Source organism: Bacteroides sp. AM41-16 (assembly GCF_003603495.1).
In the GTDB taxonomy this organism is placed as follows: domain Bacteria; phylum Bacteroidota; class Bacteroidia; order Bacteroidales; family Bacteroidaceae; genus Bacteroides; species Bacteroides uniformis.
The window spans coordinates 21,247-44,320 of record NZ_QTNE01000001.1; the positions used below are offsets into that span (position 1 = coordinate 21,247).

At 43.8% G+C, this 23,074-nt stretch carries 20 protein-coding genes and 1 tRNA gene; 13 read left to right on the plus strand and 8 right to left on the minus strand.

Going from position 1 to position 23,074, the window contains the following annotated elements; translation table 11 throughout:
• Window positions 1-27 precede the first annotated feature (27 nt).
• Entirely contained in the window at window positions 28-717 is a 690-nt protein-coding gene (locus DW896_RS00100; RefSeq protein WP_009038423.1) for an HAD family hydrolase, read from the minus strand.
• A 207-nt stretch (window positions 718-924) separates the two neighbouring features.
• On the opposite strand from DW896_RS00100, the gene DW896_RS00105 reads away from it, so the two are divergent.
• The 9 genes from DW896_RS00105 (at window position 925) to DW896_RS00145 (ending at window position 11,965) form a co-directional block, all read left to right on the plus strand.
• Window positions 925-2,307 (plus strand): MFS transporter, encoded by a 1,383-nt coding sequence (locus DW896_RS00105; protein ID WP_009038424.1) that lies wholly within the window; start codon window positions 925-927, stop codon window positions 2,305-2,307.
• Window positions 2,308-2,389: 82 nt separating this feature from the next.
• Window positions 2,390-3,193, plus strand: coding sequence for an MBL fold metallo-hydrolase (locus tag DW896_RS00110; RefSeq protein WP_022402436.1), 804 nt, complete (start codon window positions 2,390-2,392; stop codon window positions 3,191-3,193).
• A gap of 93 nt (window positions 3,194-3,286) precedes the next feature.
• Window positions 3,287-3,359, plus strand: a tRNA-Lys gene (locus DW896_RS00115).
• Between the two features lie 324 nt (window positions 3,360-3,683).
• Window positions 3,684-4,241: an NAD(P)H-dependent oxidoreductase gene (locus DW896_RS00120; RefSeq protein WP_005825500.1), complete on the plus strand. Its 558-nt coding sequence runs from the start codon at window positions 3,684-3,686 to the stop codon at window positions 4,239-4,241.
• A 139-nt stretch (window positions 4,242-4,380) separates the two neighbouring features.
• Window positions 4,381-6,636 carry a bifunctional alpha,alpha-trehalose-phosphate synthase (UDP-forming)/trehalose-phosphatase gene (locus DW896_RS00125; RefSeq protein ID WP_009038426.1) on the plus strand — a complete coding sequence of 752 codons (2,256 nt, stop codon included), beginning with the start codon at window positions 4,381-4,383 and terminating at the stop codon, window positions 6,634-6,636.
• A gap of 5 nt (window positions 6,637-6,641) precedes the next feature.
• A complete protein-coding gene (locus DW896_RS00130; protein WP_009038427.1) occupies window positions 6,642-8,432 on the plus strand; it encodes a glycoside hydrolase family 15 protein in 1,791 nt (596 codons plus the stop codon).
• A gap of 196 nt (window positions 8,433-8,628) precedes the next feature.
• Window positions 8,629-10,125 carry a 4Fe-4S binding protein gene (locus DW896_RS00135; RefSeq protein WP_009038428.1) on the plus strand — a complete coding sequence of 499 codons (1,497 nt, stop codon included), beginning with the start codon at window positions 8,629-8,631 and terminating at the stop codon, window positions 10,123-10,125.
• Window positions 10,126-10,146: 21 nt separating this feature from the next.
• The gene (locus DW896_RS00140) at window positions 10,147-11,547 is read left to right on the plus strand and encodes an aldo/keto reductase (protein WP_009038429.1); all 1,401 of its coding nucleotides are present in this window, start codon (window positions 10,147-10,149) and stop codon (window positions 11,545-11,547) included.
• Window position 11,548: 1 nt separating this feature from the next.
• Window positions 11,549-11,965: a DUF1893 domain-containing protein gene (locus DW896_RS00145; RefSeq protein ID WP_005825513.1), complete on the plus strand. Its 417-nt coding sequence runs from the start codon at window positions 11,549-11,551 to the stop codon at window positions 11,963-11,965.
• A 24-nt stretch (window positions 11,966-11,989) separates the two neighbouring features.
• Here the strand turns inward: DW896_RS00145 and DW896_RS00150 are convergent, their stop codons facing one another.
• Both DW896_RS00150 and DW896_RS00155 read right to left on the minus strand, forming a co-directional pair.
• The gene (locus DW896_RS00150; protein WP_119992645.1) at window positions 11,990-13,690 is read right to left on the minus strand and encodes a lipid A phosphoethanolamine transferase; all 1,701 of its coding nucleotides are present in this window, start codon (window positions 13,688-13,690) and stop codon (window positions 11,990-11,992) included.
• Complete coding sequence (locus DW896_RS00155) at window positions 13,677-14,870, minus strand: BamA/TamA family outer membrane protein (protein ID WP_009038431.1); 1,194 nt, start codon at window positions 14,868-14,870, stop codon at window positions 13,677-13,679. The genes DW896_RS00150 and DW896_RS00155 overlap by 14 nt, the downstream gene beginning before the upstream one ends.
• A gap of 208 nt (window positions 14,871-15,078) precedes the next feature.
• Here DW896_RS00155 and DW896_RS00160 point away from each other — a divergent pair, with 208 nt between their 5' ends.
• The 3 genes from DW896_RS00160 to DW896_RS00170 all read left to right on the plus strand — a co-directional run bounded on the left by DW896_RS00160 (window position 15,079) and on the right by DW896_RS00170 (window position 17,552).
• Window positions 15,079-16,365, plus strand: coding sequence for an NAD(P)/FAD-dependent oxidoreductase (locus DW896_RS00160; protein WP_008664590.1), 1,287 nt, complete (start codon window positions 15,079-15,081; stop codon window positions 16,363-16,365).
• Between the two features lie 56 nt (window positions 16,366-16,421).
• Window positions 16,422-16,859 (plus strand): DoxX family protein, encoded by a 438-nt coding sequence (locus DW896_RS00165; RefSeq protein WP_035449274.1) that lies wholly within the window; start codon window positions 16,422-16,424, stop codon window positions 16,857-16,859.
• A gap of 138 nt (window positions 16,860-16,997) precedes the next feature.
• Window positions 16,998-17,552 carry a DUF3332 domain-containing protein gene (locus tag DW896_RS00170; RefSeq protein WP_005837119.1) on the plus strand — a complete coding sequence of 185 codons (555 nt, stop codon included), beginning with the start codon at window positions 16,998-17,000 and terminating at the stop codon, window positions 17,550-17,552.
• A gap of 76 nt (window positions 17,553-17,628) precedes the next feature.
• On the opposite strand, the gene DW896_RS00175 is transcribed toward DW896_RS00170, so the two are convergent.
• Window positions 17,629-19,938: a BamA/TamA family outer membrane protein gene (locus tag DW896_RS00175; protein ID WP_119992647.1), complete on the minus strand. Its 2,310-nt coding sequence runs from the start codon at window positions 19,936-19,938 to the stop codon at window positions 17,629-17,631.
• Between the two features lie 143 nt (window positions 19,939-20,081).
• On the opposite strand from DW896_RS00175, the gene DW896_RS00180 reads away from it, so the two are divergent.
• Window positions 20,082-20,843 (plus strand): RNA methyltransferase, encoded by a 762-nt coding sequence (locus DW896_RS00180; protein ID WP_008664596.1) that lies wholly within the window; start codon window positions 20,082-20,084, stop codon window positions 20,841-20,843.
• Here DW896_RS00180 and DW896_RS00185 read toward each other — a convergent pair.
• Genes DW896_RS00185 through DW896_RS00200 form a run of 4 tightly spaced genes read right to left on the minus strand, consistent with a single transcriptional unit; the run spans window position 20,791 to window position 23,061 of the window.
• Entirely contained in the window at window positions 20,791-21,126 is a 336-nt protein-coding gene (locus DW896_RS00185; protein ID WP_005837115.1) for a hypothetical protein, read from the minus strand. The genes DW896_RS00180 and DW896_RS00185 overlap by 53 nt on opposite strands.
• On the minus strand, window positions 21,123-22,049 hold the full coding sequence (locus DW896_RS00190) for a DUF4296 domain-containing protein (protein WP_035448513.1): 927 nt from the start codon (window positions 22,047-22,049) through the stop codon (window positions 21,123-21,125). The genes DW896_RS00185 and DW896_RS00190 overlap by 4 nt, the downstream gene beginning before the upstream one ends.
• Entirely contained in the window at window positions 22,046-22,678 is a 633-nt protein-coding gene (locus DW896_RS00195; RefSeq protein WP_016273745.1) for a lipoprotein signal peptidase, read from the minus strand. Before DW896_RS00195 ends, DW896_RS00190 begins: the two co-directional genes overlap by 4 nt.
• 2 nt (window positions 22,679-22,680) lie before the next feature.
• Entirely contained in the window at window positions 22,681-23,061 is a 381-nt protein-coding gene (locus DW896_RS00200; RefSeq protein WP_004290962.1) for a TraR/DksA C4-type zinc finger protein, read from the minus strand.
• Between the last annotated feature and the right edge of the window lie 13 nt (window positions 23,062-23,074).

Sequence of the window (23,074 nt, forward strand, 5' to 3'; positions counted from 1 at the left end):
TATAAGTTATGCAGTTTCACCCATAACTTATAGCTTATCTAATATTTCTTTGATACTATCCAATCGTATAAAATTGGGATGTCGTATTTCCCCTTCATGTTGCTCGTATGCCCAAGTCACGTGGTATGGTACATGGGCAGCGTATCCCCCAAGTTCCAATACCGGAAGTATGTCTGATTTTACAGAATTACCTATCATCAGGAGTTTTTCAGGCGGACAGCCCAATGTATCAATCAGCCTCTGGTAATCATCGATTTTCTTGTCACTCATAATTTCGATATGATGGAAATATTCTCGCAGTCCGGAAGCCTCTATTTTTCTTTTCTGGTCGAACAAGTCCCCCTTAGTGGCCAACACCAATTTATATTTCCCATGAAGTGACGATATGGTCTCCTTCACGCCTTCCAGTAGTGTAACCGGTTTCTGCAGAAGCTCTTGTCCCCATCCTATTACTTCTTCTATAAGATGCATATTCCCGTTTCCGTCTGTCACTTTGCAGATGGTTTCAGTCATACTGAGCATTATGCTCTTCAGCCCATAGCCATACATATGCAGATTCTTCATTTCTGTTTCAAAAAACCTTTGTGATATGGATGAAGCAGGCAGATATTGCCTTAAAAGGTTACAGAATTTGTGCTCGAACTCCTGAATATAAAGTTCGCTTTCCCACAGTGTGTCATCAGCGTCAAAAGCTATAAATTCGATTTTATCTTTCATGAATGGTCGTTTTATAAAAGCGTCCAAAGATACGGAGTATTCTATATAAATGAAAAGATAAATAGTGATAAATGGGAAGTTAATATCTTGTCTGCAACTTATTAATATTGTGTTTGCAGAAAATTAATATCTTGCAAACACGATATTAATTTCCTATTTTTGCACTTATTTTTTCATTTAATACATAAATTTTAATCGTACAAAAGGATGATGACATCACCCCAACCCGCTTCCAAAGGCTTCAGCAGAGCTTTTTGGGTAAGCAGTACAGTAGAACTGTTCGAACGCATGGCATATTATGCTGTATTTATTGTTCTTACCATTTATCTTTCCAATATTTTAGGTTTCAATGATTTTGAGTCAAGCATGATTTCCGGTCTGTTTTCGGGAGGGCTCTATTTGTTGCCTATCTTTACGGGCGCATATGCCGATAAGATAGGTTTCCGAAAGTCGATGATTATTGCTTTCTCACTGCTTTCCATCGGGTATTTGGGCTTGGGATTGCTTCCCACCCTACTGGAAGCAGCCGGTCTGGTGGAGTATGGCGAGACAACCCGTTTTTCAGGATTGCCGGATAGTAATGACCGCTGGATGATTGTCCCCGTATTGTTTGTTATCATGGTAGGAGGTTCGTTCATCAAGTCTATCATATCGGGATCGGTGGCTAAGGAAACAACAGAGGCTACCCGTGCTCGCGGCTATTCCATCTTCTATATGATGGTGAATATAGGAGCTTTTACCGGAAAAACGGTGGTCGACCCTCTACGGAATGTTATCGGTGAGCAAGCTTATATTTATATCAATTACTTCTCGGCTGCCATGACGGTGCTGGCATTATTGGCTGTCATCTTATTGTATAAATCGGCACATACAGCAGGTGAAGGGAAAAGCATGCGTGAAATTGGACAAGGTTTTCTGCGTATTATCACTAATTGGCGTTTGTTGATTCTTATCCTCATCGTAACCGGCTTTTGGATGGTGCAGCAACAGCTCTATGCAACTATGCCCAAATATGTCATCCGTATGGCGGGTGAAACAGCCAAACCGGGGTGGATAGCCAATGTAAACCCGTTTGTAGTGGTTTGCTGTGTAAGTTTTATCACCCGGTGGATGGCAAAGCGCACAGCTATTACTTCTATGAATATAGGCATGTTTCTTATTCCGGTATCGGCATTGCTGATGGCATGCGGTAATTTGCTGGGCAACGATATTATTTCCGGCATGAGCAATATTACTTTGATGATGGTGCTTGGCATTGTTGTGCAAGCTTTGGCAGAATGTTTTATCTCACCGCGTTATCTGGAGTACTTCTCTTTGCAGGCCCCCAAGGGCGAAGAAGGTATGTACCTCGGTTTCAGTCATCTTCATTCATTCCTCTCTTCTATTTTCGGGTTCGGTATTGCGGGGGTACTTCTGACAAAATATTGTCCTGATCCAGTCTTGTTTGAAACCCGCGAAGCGTGGGAAGCAGCCAGTGTCAATGCACATTATATCTGGTATTATTTCGCTGCTATAGGATTGGTTGCAGCGATAGCGTTATTCGTTTTTGCCAAAACTACCGAATTCATCGACAAAAAGAAGAAGGCATAAGGTTTATATATTGCATACTTTTTGTATATTTGCCGTCACTTTTTTTAAAAGCGACGGCTTTTTTGTAATTAAGGAGATTAGGATGAAAGTAAAATTTATAAGCCTTGCCAGTGGAAGCAGCGGCAACTGTTATTATATAGGCACAGAAAAATATGGAATACTCATCGACGCCGGCATTGCAGTACGGACGATAAAAAAAGGACTGAAAGAAGCAGGTATCAGCATGGAAATGATACGTGCGGTATTTGTTACGCACGACCATGCGGACCATATCAAAGCAGTAGGCGGATTGGGTGAAAAACTGAATATTCCTATTTATACAACCGCCCGGATTCATGAGGGCATCAACCGGAGCTATTGCATGACAGAAAAGTTATATTCGTCTGTCCGTTACCTGGAAAAGCAGCAACCCATGCAGTTGGAAGATTTTCATATCGAATCTTTCGAGGTACCTCATGATGGCACGGACAATGTGGGCTATTGCATTGAGATAGACGGAAAAGTGTTTGCCTTTCTTACAGACCTTGGTGAAATTACTCCTACGGCCGCAGAATATATCAGAAAGGCCAATTATCTGATATTGGAAGCCAACTACGATGAGGAAATGTTACGCATGGGTACCTACCCCCAATACCTGAAAGAACGGATTACCAGCCGCACCGGACACATGAGTAATATTGCTACTGCTGAATTTCTTTCGGAAAATATGACGGAACATTTACAGTATATTTGGCTTTGTCATTTGAGCAAGGACAACAATCATCCTGAATTGGCATATAAAACAGTGGAATGGAAATTAAGGGAAAAAGGAATTATCGTAGGAAAGGATGTACAGTTGTGTGCTTTGAAGCGTACTACTCCTTCTGATTTATACGAGTTTGAATAAAAAATCCCATTTCATCGCAAAAAATACACCGTTTTGTTTGCACGAATAAAATAAAAGGACTACTTTTGCACCCGCAAACAAGAAATAAGGAATGCACTCTTAGCTCAGTTGGTAGAGCAACTGACTCTTAATCAGTGGGTCCAGGGTTCGAATCCCTGAGGGTGTACTTAAAAAAGGAACAACTACTGTTGTTCCTTTTTTAATTTGTCTTAACAAGAACATGCTTTGATGGGTATAAGCTCCTCATACGGAATCACTAGTAAATCTATATGGGGATGATACATTATTTTTCGTTAGTCCGCATAATAAATTCTTCAGAAGTTTGTTTTTATACCTTTGCCCTCACCCGCTTTCTGCCTCTTCCGTCACATTCGAAAATATATGTCAGAAAATGAAAGTAGGAAGAAAACTTTTATTTCCTCCTACTCGTATATCTATATTTTGTATATTTGTACACACATCAATGATTTTAAACTAAAAGAAAAACAATATGGATAAAGATTCAAAGCAAGTAGTAGTTCTTCTGACACATCCCAATATAAAAGAGTCGCGAGCTAACAAGGCATTGATGGATGCTATTAGTGACATGGGAGAGGTAGCCATATACAATTTATATGAGATGCGTATGGAAGATGCTTTTAATGCAGAGATATGGAGCACTATCATATCGCATGCATCTGCGCTTGTATTTCAGTTTCCGTTCTATTGGATGTCGGCTCCTTCTTTATTGAAGAGATGGTTGGATGAAGTATTTACTTATCTGGCAAAAACTCCTGCTGTGGCTGGTAAGACATTGATGGTGGTCACTACTGCCGGCTCTGAACATGATGCTTATAGAAGCGGAGGAAGAAATCGTTTTACGGTGGATGAGTTGTTAAGACCTTATCAAGCAAGTGCTGTACATGCTGGAATGATATGGCAAACTCCTCTTGTAGTCTATGGAATGGGGACCTCGGAAGCTAGTAAAAATATAGCAGAAGGGATAAATTGCTATAAGCAAAGAATTGAAGCATTGGTGAAGAAAGACATTTTCAGTGATAATTGGTAATAGTAGGACCATATCGAAATGGAACATTCTTTTTCATTTTTGAATGTTTGTTTTTCTCTTTATCTTTTTCTAAAATACTGATTTTAAGCAATAAATAAAATATTGTATGAATTGGCATATTTCTTGTGTTAACTCATACATGAAACTTTATATTATATCAAACAGATTACCCGTTAAGGTTACCAAAGAGGATGAAACGTTCGTATTTTCACGAAGTGAAGGCGGACTGGCTACCGGTTTGGACTCACTTCAGATTTCCTACGAAAAACATTGGATTGGATGGCCTGGAATATGCGTTGACAACGAAGAAAGTAAAGAGGAAATCACTTCTAGATTGGAAGGAATAAATTTCCACCCAGTATTCTTGTCCGAAATACAGATAAAGAATTATTATGAAGGCTATAGTAATAGTACTATTTGGCCATTATGTCACTACTTTTTTGTTTATACGCTGTATCGGAACTCTTTCTGGCAATCGTATCAGGAAGTGAACCAGTTGTTCTGCGATGCCATTTGCCGCGTGATACGTCCAGGTGACAAGGTGTGGATTCAAGACTATCAGCTAATGCTGCTTCCCGGAATGCTTCGGAAGGTTTACCCGGATTTGAATATCGGATATTTCCATCATATCCCTTTCCCTTCCTATGAACTTTTCCGGATATTACCGGAGCGTGCAGAAATCCTGAAAGGATTATTGGGTGCTGACTTTATAGCTTTCCATACTCATGACTATATGCGGCATTTTATCAGTGCTGTCGAACGGGTATTGCGTATTGACTTTAAACTGGACGAAGCACAACTCGGGAATAGAGTAGTTAGGATCGATGCTCTTCCTATGGGAATCAACTACGGACTGTATCACAATGCTTCTTCCAGACCGGAAGTACGGCGGGCGATAGACCGTACACGGAAATTTTTCGGGAATCATAAGTTGATTCTTTCTGTAGACCGCTTGGATTATAGCAAAGGCATTCTGCACCGTTTATGGGGATTTGCTGCCTTTTTAGAATGTCATCCTGAATATTGTGGAAAAGTTACATTGGCAATGGTCATTGTTCCATCACGTGACCATGTAGATAGTTATGCTGAGCTAAAAACCAAGATTGACGAAGAAATAGGTTCTATAAACGGACAGTATTCTACGATGGACTGGACTCCGGTTTGCTATTTCTATCACGGTTTTTCATTTGAAGAACTGGTGGCAATGTACTATATAGCTGATGTAGCTTTGGTAACTCCACTTCGTGATGGCATGAATTTGGTTGCCAAGGAATATGTAGCCTCGAAAAATAATAATCCGGGTGTTTTGATTTTGAGTGAAATGGCAGGTGCAGCTATTGAGATGACGGATGCATTGTTGATTAACCCCAATGACACTGAGGAGATAAAGCAGGCCATTTGTCGGGCTTTGGAGATGCCCGAACAGGAACAACTGAAACGCTTGCAACACATGCAGAAAATTATTTCCGTACAAACGGTTAATAAGTGGGCGGCAGATTTTGTAAGTGAATGGAGCGATACGTGCCGTAAGAATGAACAGCTTCGTAAGAAAAGGATATCCGCCGGTATTATTGGTGCCATCAAAATGAAATATAACCAGGCTAAGCAACGGCTTATCTTGCTGGATTATGACGGAACGTTGGCGTCGCTCAAGACACGACCGGAAAATGCTAAACCCACCCCTGAACTCATTGCCACATTGCAGAAGCTGGTTTCCGACCCGGCCAACCATGTTGTTGTGAATAGTGGTCGCGACCATTTTACTTTAGAAAAATGGTTGGGAAATTTACCTATTGCAATGGCTGCGGAACATGGCGCTTTCTATAAGGAAAATGGCATCTGGCACAAAAACATAAACAAAGCGGAATGGAGTTCCGGATTGGTGTCCATCTTGAAGCTTTTTGTCGAAAAGACGCCTCGTTCCCACCTTGAAGTCAAGGAAACGGCTTTGGCATGGCATTACCGGGAAAGTGATGCATGGTTAGGAGCTTTGCGGGCACAGCAACTTATCAATGTGCTGGTTAACATCTGTATACAGCAAAAGCTGCAAATCATACAAGGAGATAAAGTAGTGGAGATTAAGTCTCCCGATTATAATAAAGGTTCCGAAGTGAGACGCCAGTTGGAAAAGAAACATTATGACTTTATCATAGCTATGGGAGATGATACTACGGATGAAGATATGTTCAAAGCTTTGCCGGTGAATGCAGTGACAATCAAGGTGGGATATGTGTCGGAGGCAGCAAGCTATAATATGCCATCACAAACGGAAGTCCTGCCTTTTCTTCAAATTCTGGCGAACAAGAAAGACATGAAACAACCCATTGGCGAGAATGTCAAAACGAGCTTGAAAGGGATATTCGATTTTTTCAGAGACTTGTTAAAAACAAAATAGTAAAAATGAGTAATTTAAATTATGGGGTAGTAGGCAATTGTCGGACTGCCGCACTTATATCCGAAAAAGGCAGCATAGACTGGTTGTGTTTTCCCGATTTTGATTCTCCGTCTATCTTTGCATCACTACTTGATCGGGAAAGAGGAGGAAGTTTTGGATTTGACGTTACAGAAGACTATCATATCTCACAATCTTACGTTCCTCACACTAACATATTGTCTACTTCTTTTTCTTCGAAAGAGGGAGAATTTGTCGTACTTGATTACATGCCTTATTACCGTTCCTACGAAAATGCCCATTATCTTCCGGCAGAATTGTATCGATATGTGAGGTGGATAAAAGGTAAGCCCCGTTTCAAAGTAAACTATGTCCCTGCTCCCAATTATGCGCAAGGTAAAGTGATTCATAATGTCACTTCTGAATTTATAGAAAGCTATTGTTCTTCTGATAATAAAGATAGACAATATTTGTATTCTTCCCTTCCTTTGCAGAACATCGAACAGAAAAAAGAAATTATATTGGAAAAAGATGAGTTCTTTCTTTTGTCATACAATGAAAAGGTCATTCCGGTGGACATTGAACGGGAAAAAATTGAATATTGCCGTACTTTGGTTTATTGGCTTAATTGGACCAACCGTACTAAGAAATATTCTCTCTATAATGATGTGATAGAAAGAAGCATGCTGGTTTTGAAACTGATGTCTTACTATAACGGAGCCGTACTGGCCGCCCTTACTACCAGTTTGCCCGAATCCGTCGGCGAAGTACGTAATTGGGATTATCGGTTCTGTTGGTTGAGGGATGCCTCCATGTCTATCGAAACTTTGTTCCAGATAGGCCATATAGGAGCAGCAAGACGTTTTATGAAGTTCATACAGTCCACTTTCGTATCCAAGCACGAATCCTATCAGATAATGTACGGCATTCGGGGAGAAAGGCAGCTGACCGAGATTATTCTGGAGCATTTGTCCGGATATAAGAATTCCAAACCAGTACGGATAGGTAATGATGCTTACCATCAAAAGCAGAATGACTCGTTCGGTTATCTGATGGATTTGATTTACCAGTACTATCGGCTGATGCCCGGTACATTAGACGAAATAGAGGATATGTGGGAAATGGTAAAGAGCATTCTTTCCACGGTAATGGAAGATTGGAAGAAACCAGATAAGGGGATATGGGAAATCAGAGGAGAAAGCCGCCATTTTGTTTCATCCAAAGTGATGTGTTGGGTGGCTTTGGACCGTGGTGCAAAGATAGCTTCCATGCTCAATAAATACGGTTATAGTGAACGTTGGCAAAAGGAAGCTGACAAGGTATGGCAGGATGTAATGACATATGGATGGAAGGAAGAACTTCAAAGTTTCTCGCAGACTTATGATAATATGGCAATGGATTCCTCTTTGCTGTTGATGGAACCTTACGGTTTTATTGCAGCAGACGATATCCGATACCATAAGACAGTGAAGGCTGTGAAAAAAGCTCTTTTGCATAAGGGATTGATGTACCGGTATAACAGCGAAGATGATTTCGGGCTTCCTTCTTCGGCTTTTACCATTTGCACTTTTTGGCTGATACGTGCGCTTTTTGTTATCGGAGAAAAGGAAGAAGCCCGTTGTTTGTTTGATGATGTTCTGACATATTCCAATCATTTGGGGTTATTCAGTGAGGATATTGATTTTAATACGAAGGAACAACTGGGGAATTTTCCACAAGCTTATTCGCATTTGGCATTAGTCAATACGGCTATTCTGTTTGCAGAAGAAAATAAGAGATTGGCTTTTATCCGGCCGTAACGAGGAGGGGAACTTAATTAATACTGCAAATGGGAGCATTTTGTATTTGTCCTTCTTTCTTTCGTTTTTAATTCCATTGAATGATGATACCTTTCTTTTTTTATGTATTTTTGCATAAATAAAATTTCACTATTTCGGCAGTTGTTTTGTACTCATATCGCTGATATAGTTTAGGAACTCAAAATAAAGGATTATCATGTTACGGAAGATTAGACTGACTTTTGCAATGATTTGCTTTGTACTCATCACCTTGTTGTTCCTTGATTTTACGGGAACGTTGCATGGGTGGTTCGGCTGGTTGGCCAAAATCCAGTTTTTGCCGGCTGTATTGGCGCTAAATGTGGGAGTGATATTGTTTCTTGTAATTCTCACTTTGGTATGCGGGCGTATCTATTGTTCTGTGATTTGCCCCTTAGGGGTATTTCAGGATATACTGGCATGGCTGGGCCGGCAACCTAAAAAACGCAGGAAGCTTCCTTACTCTTATTCTCCGGCCTTATCTTGGCTACGCTATGGCGTATTGGGTGTGTTTATCATTGCTTTGATTGCCGGAATTGGTTCATTGGCTGCTCTACTTGCACCCTATAGTGCATACGGACGTATTGCCAATAATCTTTTTCAACCTATATGGCAATGGGGCAACAATCTGCTTGCTTATCTGGCTGAACGGGCAGACAGTTATGCCTTTTATGAAACGGATGTATGGTTGAAGAGCCTGCCGACTTTTATTATTGCTGCCGCTACTTTGGCTGTGCTTGTTGTTCTGGCCGGACGCAACGGACGAACCTATTGTAATACGATTTGCCCGGTAGGAACGGTCTTGGGCTTCCTTTCACGTTATTCGCTTTTCCGCATCACAATAGATTCGGAAAAGTGCAACCAATGCAGTCTTTGTTCACGCAACTGCAAGGCAGCCTGCATCAACTTTAAGGAGCATCAGATTGATGCAAGCCGGTGTGTGGTTTGCATGAACTGCATTGAGAAGTGCAAGCATGGAGCCATTTCCTACAAGTATCATCCTTTCGGTAAACCTGCTGCGGGCAAGGCAGATTCGGAACAGATAAACGAAACCCGCCGCAGTTTTTTCACAGCAACGGCTCTGGTTGCAGCCACTTCTGTTTTAAAAGCGCAGGAAAAGAAAGTAGACGGAGGACTGGCAGCCATTGAAGATAAGAAGATTCCTGAGCGAAGCACTCCCCTCACTCCTCCCGGCTCATTGAGTGCCCGCAATATGGCGCAACACTGCACGGCCTGCCAGCTCTGTGTGTCGGCATGTCCCAATCAGGTTCTTCGTCCTTCTGCAGACTTAAGGAAATTGATGCAACCGGAAATGTCATACGAACGCGGCTATTGCAGACCGGAATGTACAAAATGTTCGGAGGTATGTCCTGCAGGGGCTATCCGTCCGATAACCAAAGCTGATAAATCATCCGTTCAGATAGGGCATGCCGTGTGGGTAAAGAAAAATTGCATACCACTGACGGATGGTGTGCAGTGTGGCAACTGTGCACGCCATTGTCCGACGGGAGCCATACAAATGGTGCCGAGTATACCTGAAGACAAGGATTCTCCAAAGATTCCGGTAATCAATGTAGAGCGTTGTATCGGCTGCGGGGCATGTGAGAATCTTTGTCCGGCCCGTCCGTTCAGTGCCATCTATGTGGAAGGACATGAAAGACATCGAATTATATAACAAAGTAGAATTTCTATAAGTATGGAAGAACATCATAAAAACAATATGAACCGTCGTGATTTCTTGAAGATAGTGGGAATTACAACCGCCACATCTACTGCTGCCCTCTATGGATGTGGTTCTAAGGAAGGAAGCAGTGAAGGCAGTAAAGTATTGGGCCCCATTCCGACGGATAAAATGACCTATCGTAGTTTTCCTGGTTTGGGGAGTGACAAAGTTTCTATTTTAGGATATGGCTGTATGCGCTGGCCTACCGTTCCTGCTCCGGATGGAAAAGGGGAAATGATAGACCAGGATGCTGTAAACGAACTGGTGGATTATGCCATTGCCCATGGCGTGAATTATTTCGATACGTCTCCGATGTATGTACAAGGATGGAGTGAGAAGTCTACGGGAATAGCTCTGAAACGCCATCCACGCGAATCGTTCTATCTTGCCACCAAACTATCCAATTTTCATCCTGATACCTGGACTCGCGAGGGTTCCATCGCCATGTACCGTAAGTCGTTCGAGGATATGCAGGTGGACTATATAGACTACTATTTGCTACACATGATTGGTGGCGGTGGCATGGAGCAATTCCGCAAACGCTACATAGACAACGGTATGATTGATTTTCTTGTCAAGGAGCGTGAAGCAGGACGCATCCGCCGTTTGGGATGGTCGTTCCACGGAGATATCGAAGTCTATGACTATGCCTTGCAGATGCATGACCGTGGTGAAGTTCATTGGGACTTTGTACAAATACAGTTAAATTATGTGGACTGGAAACATGCTTCGGGCAGCAACTTCAAGGCAGAGTATCTGTATGACGAGCTGGCCAAGCGTAAGATCCCTGCTGTCATTATGGAGCCTCTGCTGGGTGGGCGGCTCTCCAATGTCCCCGACCATATTGTGGCACGGCTGAAGCAGCGCGAACCCGAACGCAGTGTGGCGTCTTGGGCATTCCGTTATGCCGGTTCTCCCCAGGATGTACTGACAGTGCTGAGCGGCATGACTTATATGGAACATTTGCAGGATAACATCCGTACTTACTCTCCATTGGTACCACTCACAGAAGAGGAAACTCAGTATCTGTATGATACGGCAGATTTGATGATGGAGTACCCCACCATACCTTGCAACGACTGCAAGTACTGCATGCCTTGCCCGTATGGAATTGACATTCCTGCCATCTTGATACATTACAATAAATGTGTCAATGAAGGAAATGTGCCGGAAAGCAGCCAGGATGAGAATTATCGGAAAGCACGCCGTGCTTTTCTCGTAGGATATGACCGAAGTGTACCCAAACTGAGGCAGGCCGACCATTGTACCGGGTGCAACCAGTGTTCTCCGCATTGCCCGCAAACGATTGATATTCCCAAAGAACTGCATCGTATTGACAAATTTGTAGAACAGTTGAAACAAGAGACTTTATAAAATGGAGAGTATCATTGACATACTGCACAAGGGAGGATACTCTTGTGTTATGAAGAACCGGGAGGAAGTCCGTACTTTCACCCAACGGGGAGTAGCGGATTTGTATGATTTGTACCAGGCAGATTCTGCATTTATGAAGGGGGCTGCCATTGCCGATAAGGTTATAGGGAAAGGTGCCGCTGCTTTGATGGTACTGGGAGGCTTTAAAACGGTCTATGCCGATATAATCAGCACTCCTGCGCTGGCATTGCTGTGCGAAGCAGGAATTGAAACGACTTTTGCCCAAGAGGTTCCCCATATCATTAACCGTGACAAGACCGGCTGGTGCCCGTTGGAGACGGCTTGCATGGAGCTGAATACGGTAGAGGAGATGTATCCGGTGATTCAGAATTTTATATCAAGAATCAGGGCAAAATAGCAACAGCCTGCTCTCTTTCCCTGATTACCTGATGCCTTTCTCTTCCAGCATCTTGAAGTCTTCCTTGAGCATACCGACATCATCCAGTGTGCGGGCTTCATTGTGGTCGTTCAGATAGACTCTGGGTCTTTCGATAAACAGAGCGCTGGTGACAGATAAAGAGTCATTCCGGTATGGGGTCTCCACTCCACCTATTTCCAGCATTGTCTGGAAGAATGAGGCACTGGAAGATACATTCTTCTGCCTATTGGCTTGTGCGGCCTCCAATAACGATGGGTATCTCTGCCGGTAGTTGTCGGACATCCAAATAAAGAATGGCACATGTATCTGATAATAGGAAGGTACCGGTGAAGCATGCAGAAAGAGATGCCGGTTGTCATCGAAAATATCTTCTCCATGGTCTGAAGTGTATATCAGGGCAGAATTGACATGTTGTTCTTGAAGCATATCTATCAGACGAACCAGAAAATTATCCGTGTAGCGGATAGAATTGTCATAGGCATTAATCAGGTTGTCTTTGTATTTCACTTCCGCATCAACGGGCATGTCCGGCAGGAAGAAAGCCTGCTCTGCCGGATAGCGCTCTTTATAATTAAAATGAGAACCGTAAGTGTGGAGAACTATAAATTGCCTGGAAACTCCTTTGCCCAGTTCTTTTGCTACCAGTTTCAACAGTTCGTTATCAGAGGGGTTGTAATTGGAATCCCCTACATCTTCTTTAATGAAATCATACGTGTCGGCTTCTTTGCCGAAGAAGTCTATAAATGAGTGATTATAGCGCTGGTTCGAGAAAAAGGCGGTCTGGTAACCGGCTTCCTTGAATGCTGTGATAATCCCTTTCTGATAATAGATGGAATCAAAACTGGAAGCACTGACCGGCGACAGCAACATCGGAACACTCTTGTGGGTGGTGTTTGATTCTGTCAGCACATGGCTGAAAGCTGTCAGTCCGCCAATGCCCGACAGTCCCGGGTTAGTCTCCCGTTCGTAGCCGTACAAAGCCCAGTTGCATGCCCGTGAGGTTTCTCCCACCACCATTACATATACTTCCCTTTCATCAGCCTGATGAGTACTTCTAGCATGAAAGGTAAAATCTTTAGAGGTCTTGTGATAATTCCGCGTCTGGGCCGTCCGTTGAAAAGCAAGTGCTATGTTGTAGCATACGTTGGCAGGATACAGTTCGGATTTCGGCTCATACCGGTCATCTGTCAAATAAGCAGTGCCTAAGGATAATATTCCGGCAGACAACACATACAGAGTGCGACGGCGAGCTTGCCGGATGAATGCTTCGGACAGTCTGCGTTTGTGTACAATGGATATGGTTGCCAGAATTAATGCAGGTATATAGAGCACTACCACAATAACGATGGCAGGTATCAGATTGTCCAGCAGTTCCAGCGCCTCGCTCGAATTGGTTGTCACCAGATTCAGAAACATATCCACTGCGATAATGGACTGACCGAAAAGATACAGCAATACAAGCTGGAAGGCTCCGAAGAAGATGAACGGAAATAGCAGCCAGAATGTCCTGCCACAGTTTCTCGACCAAGCCATTACAGCATAATATATAGAAAGGGGTAGCAGGATATTACATATCTTTGCCGTCCATGATATGGGTTCTGTAAAGCATAGCACTACATTGGGCACTATCAGAATGACCAGAAACAGATAGAACAAATGTTCCTGATTGTCGAACCATTTTTTTATGTCTCTAAAAAGCTTCATTGATATTGAATATAAATCCGGTCTGGTGTTTGCCAAAACCTAAATCCAAACGTACGTTTACTCTCTTTTTGAACTCCCAGCGGTAGCCGAAACCATAATTAGGAAGAATATGCCTGGCCTCCAATTCCGAGAAATTCGGGAATATGGTTCCCGCCCCTACCCATACGGCAACTCCATTTCGCTTCCATACATGTTGGCGTAGTTCCAGCTGGGCATCCATTGCACACTTGTCACGGTAGCGCCCCTCATAATAGCCACGCATAGAATAGGAACTTCCCAATGTTGCCATCAGTCCCCAGGGCGGATTTCCGTAGTTCAGCAGAGTATGGAACTGGCCTGCCAACACCCCACCCTTCCACACGGACTGGTAATAGCTGGTCGTCAGTTCCGTATTGCTGAATGCATATTTATTTCCCAAAAAGGCCGGACTGAAGCGCTGGTCTATCCGTAGGTAATATCCTTTATAGGCATTTGTCAGAAAATCGCGTGAATCATACAACAAGGAAAACCCCAAGCTCACGTTGGTGCTACGCGCTTTCATTCCTTTCCATAATTCCGGTTTTTCAAAGTCATGTCCATACACGTAATCAAATGTTGTCATCGGACCGATATAAAAGTTACGTGCCATCCGGAACATGAAGTCCACCTTAACCTGCGCCTGAAAGCGATCGTATTCACTCTCATTGTCATCATTGGCTCCATTGTCATATCCTTGTCCCCAGTAAAGGCTTGGGAAAGAATAGAAATACAGATTGTAGTTCAACCGGTATTTGTCTTGGGGAAACAGATGGTTTCCACGTACTCCCAGCAAATAGAATCCCACTGTGGAGACATCCCCATACAGAGAGACATTGGACGGAGGGAGAATACTATCGTTCCGGTCGGTACGGTAGAGTCCTGCCGCCACCAGTCCGATTCCAAATTTGGTGTCACTGGAATAATGAGGCCCGCCTATAATGCTGAAATCAAATTTCTTGTTTTTCTTTTCTTTGTTGGCATCGTTGAAGTAATTCAAAATTTTTCCGAAAAAACTGCGTTTCTTGGGAAGCGAGTCTATCGGATACGTAGAAATTGAGTCCACAGAGTTTTTTGCTTCTGCAAGGTGTGTTTGTGCATGAACAGCCGTTTCTGTAATCAGCATCAATATTGGTAATATCCATTTTGTCAATTTAGTGTCCATTTACTTGTAGAAAACTTCCGTGGCAAAGTTAGTTTTTATGTTCTTCATTACAACAATGTTACTGTTCTTTTTGTTTCCAATTTTTCTCTTTTAATGTTCATTTCTACATTGCATGTGGGGTTCACTCTTTTTAACTACATCATTTATAGAACTTTCCTCGATTTATACTGTTATTTTAATATTACAAAGAACAACATGATATTGAATTATGAAAACAGCAATGGACATTCCCGATAAAGAGGGACAGAAACGACTAGTAATCGTAGGCGGCGGCTTTGGCGGATTAAAGCTGGCACGAAAATTGAAAAGCAACAAGTTTCAGATAGTTTTACTGGATAAGAATAACCATCACATCTTCCAACCGTTACTCTATCAAGTGGCCACAGCAGGTATTGAACCGAGTGCCATATCATTCCCATACCGAAAAATCTTCAAAAAAAGAGAGCATTTCCATATACGTATTTGTGAAGCACAGCAAGTCTTCCCGGAACACAATCTGCTGGAGACTTCCATCGGCACGCTGGCATACGACTATTTGGTCATTGCCACCGGCTGCAACACAAATTATTTTGGAAACGACGGGCTGGAGAAACAGACCATGGCACTAAAGAATACTTCGGAAGCCTTGTTCAACCGAAACCAGATATTGGATAGTTTTGAACAAGCCCAGAACACCGGTAATAAAGAAGAGCGCAGGCGTCTGATGACCTTTGCCATTGTAGGCGGTGGAGCTACGGGAATAGAGTTGGCTGGTGCTTTGGCCGAGATGAGGAAGTTTGTCCTTCCTCAAGACTATCCGGACTTGAATATCAATGAGATGCGTATCATCTTGTTGGATGGCTCTTCCCGGCTCTTGTCTGCTTTTTCAGAAGAGTCTTCCAAAGAAGTGGCCGATTATCTGAAGAAGCGTGATGTGGAAATCAAATTGAACCAACGGGTGATGGGATACGAGAATTATCAATTGGCATTGAATGACGGGACTGCCATCGATACCAAAAATGTATTCTGGGTGGCCGGTGTCAAGGCAAACAGCCTTCAAGGATTGCCTGCCGATGCCTATGGACCGGGAAACCGCTTGAAGGTGGACACTTATAACCGTCTTTCTCAATATCCCAATATTTTCGCTATCGGGGATACGGCCCTTATGATTTCTGAGGAGTATCCCAAAGGACACCCGCAAGTGGTGCAACCAGCCATCCAGCAGGCCCGCAACTTGATAAGGAACTTGCAGCGTGCAGAAACAGGCCTGCCGTTGCAGCCGTTTATATATCAAAACAAAGGCTCCATGGCGACCATTGGCCGCAATCATGCCGTAGTCGAGCTTAAGAAACTGCGTTTTGGCGGTTTTCCGGCATGGGCTGTGTGGCTATTCATCCATTTGATGAGTATTGTGGGTGTAAAGAACCGTCTTTTCATCTTCGTAGACTGGATGTGGAGTTACTTTACCTATGACCCGTCTTTACGGATTATCATCAAACCCTTGAAGCGGGAGTAAACTTTTATTGAGTAATATTTGTTATAGTTCATATACGAACTTAAAAACGAATGAATATGTTAAAACGACTTTTATTTCCTGTCAAACCGGACGGAACGGCAACATCTGCTATACTATTGATTGCAAGAATTGTATTCGGTATATTATTAATGAACCACGGCATCCAGAAGTGGACTAACTTTCAAGAGCTGTCGGCCGTTTTCCCAGACCCATTGGGTGTAGGCAGCCCGCTGTCTTTAGGACTGGCTATCTTCGGTGAATTGGCATGTTCCATGGCATTCATTATAGGTTTTCTCTATCGTTTGGCTATGATACCAATGATGTTTACAATGGTTGTTGCCTTTTTTGTAATTCACGGCAATGACCCGTTTGCCACGAAAGAGTTGGCTTTTGTATACCTGGTAGTGTTCATATTGATGTATATCATAGGTCCGGGCAAGTTTGCTGTTGACCGTTGGATCGGAAAGGCTCTTTCTCAAAAAGCTCATAAATAGACACTTCCGTTTTACTGAAAACAGATTTTAAGCTCAAATAGGATGTTTTTTCGTAAAAAATCCTATATTTGCGGATGCTTAAAATAACTCGATGAGCTATAAAGCTAATTAAACACAGTAAAATAAAAAAGAGTGATTATGAAAAAGTTCAATTTGAAGATGGCTGCGACCGTAATGATTTGCGGCTCGTTTCTTTTCAGTTCTTGTATCGGTTCTTTTGGACTGCATAGTAAACTGGTCAGCTGGAATCAAGGTATTGGTACCAAGTTTGTAAACGAACTGGTTTATTTGGCATTCAATATTATCCCGGTATATGGCGTTTGCTATCTGGCCGATGCGTTGGTCATCAACTCCATCGAATTCTGGAGTGGTTCAAACCCTATGGCCAGCATTGGTGATGTAAAGAAAGTAAAAGGCGAAAACGGTGACTATCTGGTAGAGACACTTGAAAACGGTTATTCTATCACCAAGGAAGGTGAGACTGCTTCTATGGAGCTCATTTACAACAAAGAGTTGAATACTTGGAATGTTGTTGCCGATGGTGTCAGCACAGAATTGCTGCAAATGAACAATGACGGCACTGCACAAATGACCCTTCCGAACGGTGAGGAAATGACAGTGACGCTGGATGCCCAAGGTGTGGCAGCAGCACGTCAGGCGACGATGATTGGCACGTACTACGCTTTTAATTAATGGAAAATTGAAAATGGAAAGTGGCTGGTACATAGATGCCCAATAAGCATTTCTCACTTTCCATTTTCAACTTTCATTAGAACGGATATCCCACAGCAAAGTGGAAAGCAAAATCGCGGCTGAATTTAGGATGAATAATGGGATAACGGTCTTTTTTCTTTTCATAAGCCGGATTGATGGCCTTCATACCTCCGTCGAAACGCAATACAAAGAAATCCAGGTCAAGACGCAATCCCAAACCATATGCCACGGCAATCTGCTTATAGAACTTGTCAAATTTAAACTGACCTCCCGGCTGGTCTTTATAATCCCGTATTGTCCAGATATTCCCGGCATCTACAAAGAGGGCTCCTCTGAATTTCCAGAACAACCGTGTGCGGTATTCAATGCTGGCATCCAGCTTGATGTCTCCCGACTGGTTCATGAAGTTATTATCGCCGGGGAAAGAACCGGGCCCCAAATCACGTACAGACCATCCGCGCACACTGTTGGCGCCGCCGGAGAAGTAGCGCTTCTCAAATGGAAGCATTGTTGCATTGCCGTATGGAATGGCAATACCGGCACCAAAATGAAATGCCAATGAATTGCGGTTGTCAATGACTAGATTCTTGGCAAAGTCAAAATCGCCTTTCAGGTATTGGGCAAAAGGAATGTTCAACAAAGTGTATTCCCCCAATGCATTCTTCTTCATTCCTCCGAGCTTTGCCACAGCATACAACAAGTTACCCGCCAATTCAAAATTGAGGCGGATGGTATAGGAATTTCCGATACCGGAGTTATTCATCAAAGCCCTTCCGGCGCTGTTGTAGATATAGCTGTAGCCGGTGCGGACAATAAAACGGTCTTCGTAATTGTATTTAAGGATATAGTTCTCGTCCTTCTCCAGATATTTTTTTCTAAAAGTTGAATCTATACTGGGCATATACAAATAGTTAATATCCAGCAAATCAATGCGATGCTGTGAACGCCGTTGTTGTACCCCCCATTTGTAGCTCCATCCGGCAGAAGCCACAATACGCGTAAACTCCGGTCGTATCTGGTAGTTGTATTGCAATCCGAACTCGGTAGTAGCCCTTATCTTCCGCTTGAAATCGCCGGAAAGAAACGGGAACATGAAACGCGGGAAGTTGATGGTCGCTTCCGCACCCAGTTCTATGTAGTTCTGGTTCAATCCGCTTTGCAGACCGGACACAGCCTCGTATGCCCCACGTAGCTTGAACATGAATGTTTCGGAACCTTTGAACATGTTGCGGTGCTGAAAAGCCACCGAAGCGGCAGCTCCCAAATCGCCGGCAGAGTTTGTGCCTTCCACCTCAAAAGATACGGACTGATGCTTGCCTCTGGTCAGCATCACATAAGCGTTGAGCTTTGCACTGTCACTCTGCTGCACTTCGAAAAAACGGATATTGGTATATTTCAGGGCTTGCAGGCGTCCGTAGTTGGAGTAGGTACGCTGCACGTTCTGCTCGTTGTAGAGAGTTCCCGGAATGATGCGCAGATTGTTGGTCAGCACTTTGGGACGCAGATAAAGCTTGTCTTTGTAGTAGATGGGGAATCCTTTGTAGTGCAATGAATCATTCACCTCAATGCTGTTCAAGGCAGATGCCTGCAACACATTATAGTCGGTAATGAAACTCACTTTATTGATAGTGTATTGCCGGTGATTCTGCGGTGTATCCTCGTTGTGCTGCCTGTATGGAGCCAAGTGCAACGTCAAATCTACCAGATAAGAATTACGGACGGTATCTGCGGTATAGGATATGTACTCTTTGTTGAACTTGTAATATCCATTCTGAAGCAGTTTGTTTGTAATACGCTGGCGTTCTGCATCCAGTACATTGACATCAAAATACATGCCTTCGGACAATAGGGTTACTGCGGAATCCTGCCGCATGTATTCCTTTATTTTACTGTCCCGGATATCATATTTCAAGGTACGCACTTTATAGGGCTTGCCGGTCGTCACCTTATAGACCAACTTCATCTTTTTCTTCTTGACTTGGCGTACCGGTTCCACCAGAGCACCCATATAGCCCATATTCTGCACAGCCTTAGTAATCTCTTCCCTGGTCCGGTTGGTTTCCTCCTCACTGTATATGACCGGGGCATCACCTAATTTCCTCAATGTACGGTTTATCCAGCGTGTAGAGTCCCGTCCGGACCAGTTGTAGACATACAACTGGGTCTTTATCAGGCTGAACCACTTCGCATTGGGATTCTGGCGGATGTACATGGAGAGATTGGATGGTTTTACTTCCTTATTATCAGTATGTATGCGCACTTCATCCAGCAAATACGAGCCGTCCGGCACATATTTGGTAGAAGAACAGGAAGCCAACAAAAGTACGATAGTAGTAAGTATCGCGTAGCGGAAACCTTTATTCATACCGAGTCATTAATTGCGCATAAACAGCTACAAATATACTTGTATTTTTTTGTTCCCGAAATAAAAAACGCCGGAAGAGTGCAGAGTTTTTGATTATATTGAAATAATCACGTATTTTTGTCAAATGATAACATGTGTGTCCTATGGCATTAAGTAAAAATCGCATTAAATATATCCACTCGTTGGAGCAGAAAAAGAACCGGAAGGCCGACAAGGTATTTCTGGCAGAAGGACCTAAACTCGTAGGGGATTTGTTGGGACATTTTCCTTGTCAGTTCTTGCTGGCAACTTCAGAATGGCTTTCCCGGAACCGCCCTCTCTCCACCGTAACGGATGTCACGGAAGTATCGGAGGAGGAACTTTCGCGTGCCAGCCTGCTGAAAACTCCCCAACAAGTGCTGGCTGTGTTCCGGCAGCCGGATGAGGAGACGGATATTTCCGTCATCAGCCACTCCCTCTGTCTGGCTTTGGATGATGTGCAAGACCCCGGTAACCTGGGAACGATTGTCCGCCTTGCTGATTGGTTCGGGATAGAGCATATTTTCTGTTCGCCCAACACGGTGGATATCTATAATCCCAAAACTGTGCAGGCCACGATGGGAGGTATCGCACGCGTCAGACTGCATTATACTCCCCTACCCGAGTTCATCCGCTCACTGAAGGATATTCCCGTTTACGGCACTTTCCTGGACGGAGAGAATATGTACGGACAACCGCTTTCGAAAAATGGGCTGATTGTGATGGGTAATGAAGGAAATGGCATCGGAAAAGAAGTGGAGGCACTCATCAACCGCAAACTATACATACCGAATTATCCCGCCAGCCGTGAGACCTCGGAGTCATTGAACGTGGCTATTGCCACAGCAGTAGTTTGCGCTGAGTTCCGGCGCCAGGCTGCATTGTAGTAAAATCAAAAGGAAAAAACAACCAGGGAATCAAATAAGGCAATTCTTCCTCGATAACCGGAGGGATTGCCGTCAGTATATTGCAGCACGTATCAAAATGAGGATAGTCTGTTTCCACCTCCGTAAGCAAAGCTATAACTCCCGGTAGCCATTCCGTATTCTCCACCTCTTCTGTCAATGGGAAGATACGTGATACACATTGTCCTTCACCTATCTCCACCACATATTGTTTCAGATAGCCATGCCCGGGAAGAAACAGAAAATGGGAAGCGTAGCGTTTCATGCTTTCGGACGGGGACGTATGGTTCTGGGAGTCGTGGTATTTTCCTGCTCCTGAATTTCCAGAGGTTTCAATTTCTCAGGTTTTCCGATACTGTCTTTGCGAAGGGAGTCTGTCGCCTGCTGAAGGCTGTCCTTTGGGGCAATGACCAAGCTGTCCGTGGCGTGATAGCGCATCAGTGAGATACGGTCTGCCAGCAAAGGCTGTGGAGTCTCCTGCTGCGGATAATAGATGAACCCGCGTATTTCCTTGATTTCTCCTAAAGTATCGGCAAACAAGGTGAGCGTTTCCACACCTGTGTCTTGTACTTTCCGAATGGCACTGATGACACTGTCATTCTTTTCGTAAAGAACCTGCATCGCCATCAACGGAGCATGTATGCTGTCCGGTGCACCGTTGTGGAAACGGAAGCGCACGCTCCAGCGCAGCGTGTCACGGTCGTGGAAATTGGTGTCTGATGGCAACGTAAACGTTATCTTGTTGTCCAGGGGCATACCCGTCAACTGATAGATATGCTGCCATATCCACACGTCGATACTGTCTCCGGGAAGTGATTCTTTCGGCTTGTTGTCACGCAGGGCAATCAAGTGGTTGATACCGTCTCTCTCGGCTTTCAACCGTACATTCACTTTCTCGTAGATTTTGGTAAGTACTTCCGGGTTACGGGCAAACCAGACCATAGAAGAGTCAAAATCGGCCTGAGTAATGCCATATTTCTTGAAAACCGATTCAATGTATAGCACCCGCTTATAACTTTCGTTATACGGCACTTCTTCACCCATAGCTTTGGCTATGTGATAATCATAAAGCACGTTTTCCATCTTGGCATCCGGAAGGACGGTCTCAGGTCTTTTCACCTTACAAGCCGTCAGACTGAACGCCAGAAGGACTACGCTACACCATTGAATTCGATTTATTCCTTTCATGATTTCTTTATGGCAGCATGATAGGCATCATTGAAGTCCTTGCCGTAGAACAACAGCAAAGCAATGATACCGCAACTGATTGCTGCATCCGCAAAATTGAATATCGGGCTGAAGAAAATGAAATGTTCTCCACCGACAAACGGCATCCATGCGGGCCAGTTTGTATCAATGATGGGGAAATAGAACATATCCACCACCTTGCCATGGAACCACGGGGCATATCCCCCTCCTTCAGGCATGAAGGAGGCTATCTGCGAATGGGTGCTTTCGTTGAACAGCACGCCATAGAACACACTGTCGACAATGTTTCCCAAGGCTCCCGTCAAGACCAAAGACACACAGACGATAAATCCGGTCTTCATGCCTTGCTTCACGAACTTGTACAGAAACCAGCCAATGACCGTGACTGCAGCAATGCGGAACAAGGTCAGGAACAGTTTGGCGAATATTTCCATACCGAAAGCCATACCACTATTCTCGGTAAAGTATATATAGAACCAATCCGTAATCCGGATACTCTCATGCCAGTACATGTGGGTCTTTATCCAAATCTTGATAATCTGGTCTATAACCAATACCGAAAATATAATAAGGCAGGCTATCCGGCCCTTCGTAAAGAATTTACCCATTTTTATTTCTTGCCGTTGTTTTTAGCTTCGATGCTCAAAGTGGCATGGGGCACTGCACGAAGGCGCTCTGCCGGTATCAGTTTGCCGGTTTCGCGGCAAATGCCATATGTTTTGTTCTCAATGCGCACCAAAGCAGCCTGCAATCCTTGGATGAACTTCAACTGGCGTTGGGCCAGACGTGTGGTTTCTTCCTTGGATAAGGTGTTGGCACCTTCTTCCAGTACTTTGTACGTAGGAGATGTATCGTCGGTGTCATTACCGTCTGCACCCGTCAGGCTGGCCTTTAACAGTTCATAGTCACGTTGTGCCAACTCTAACTTCTCCATAATGATAGCGCGGAATTCTTCCAATTCAGCATCTGAGTATCTTGTCTTTTCTGCCATAACTTTTACGTGT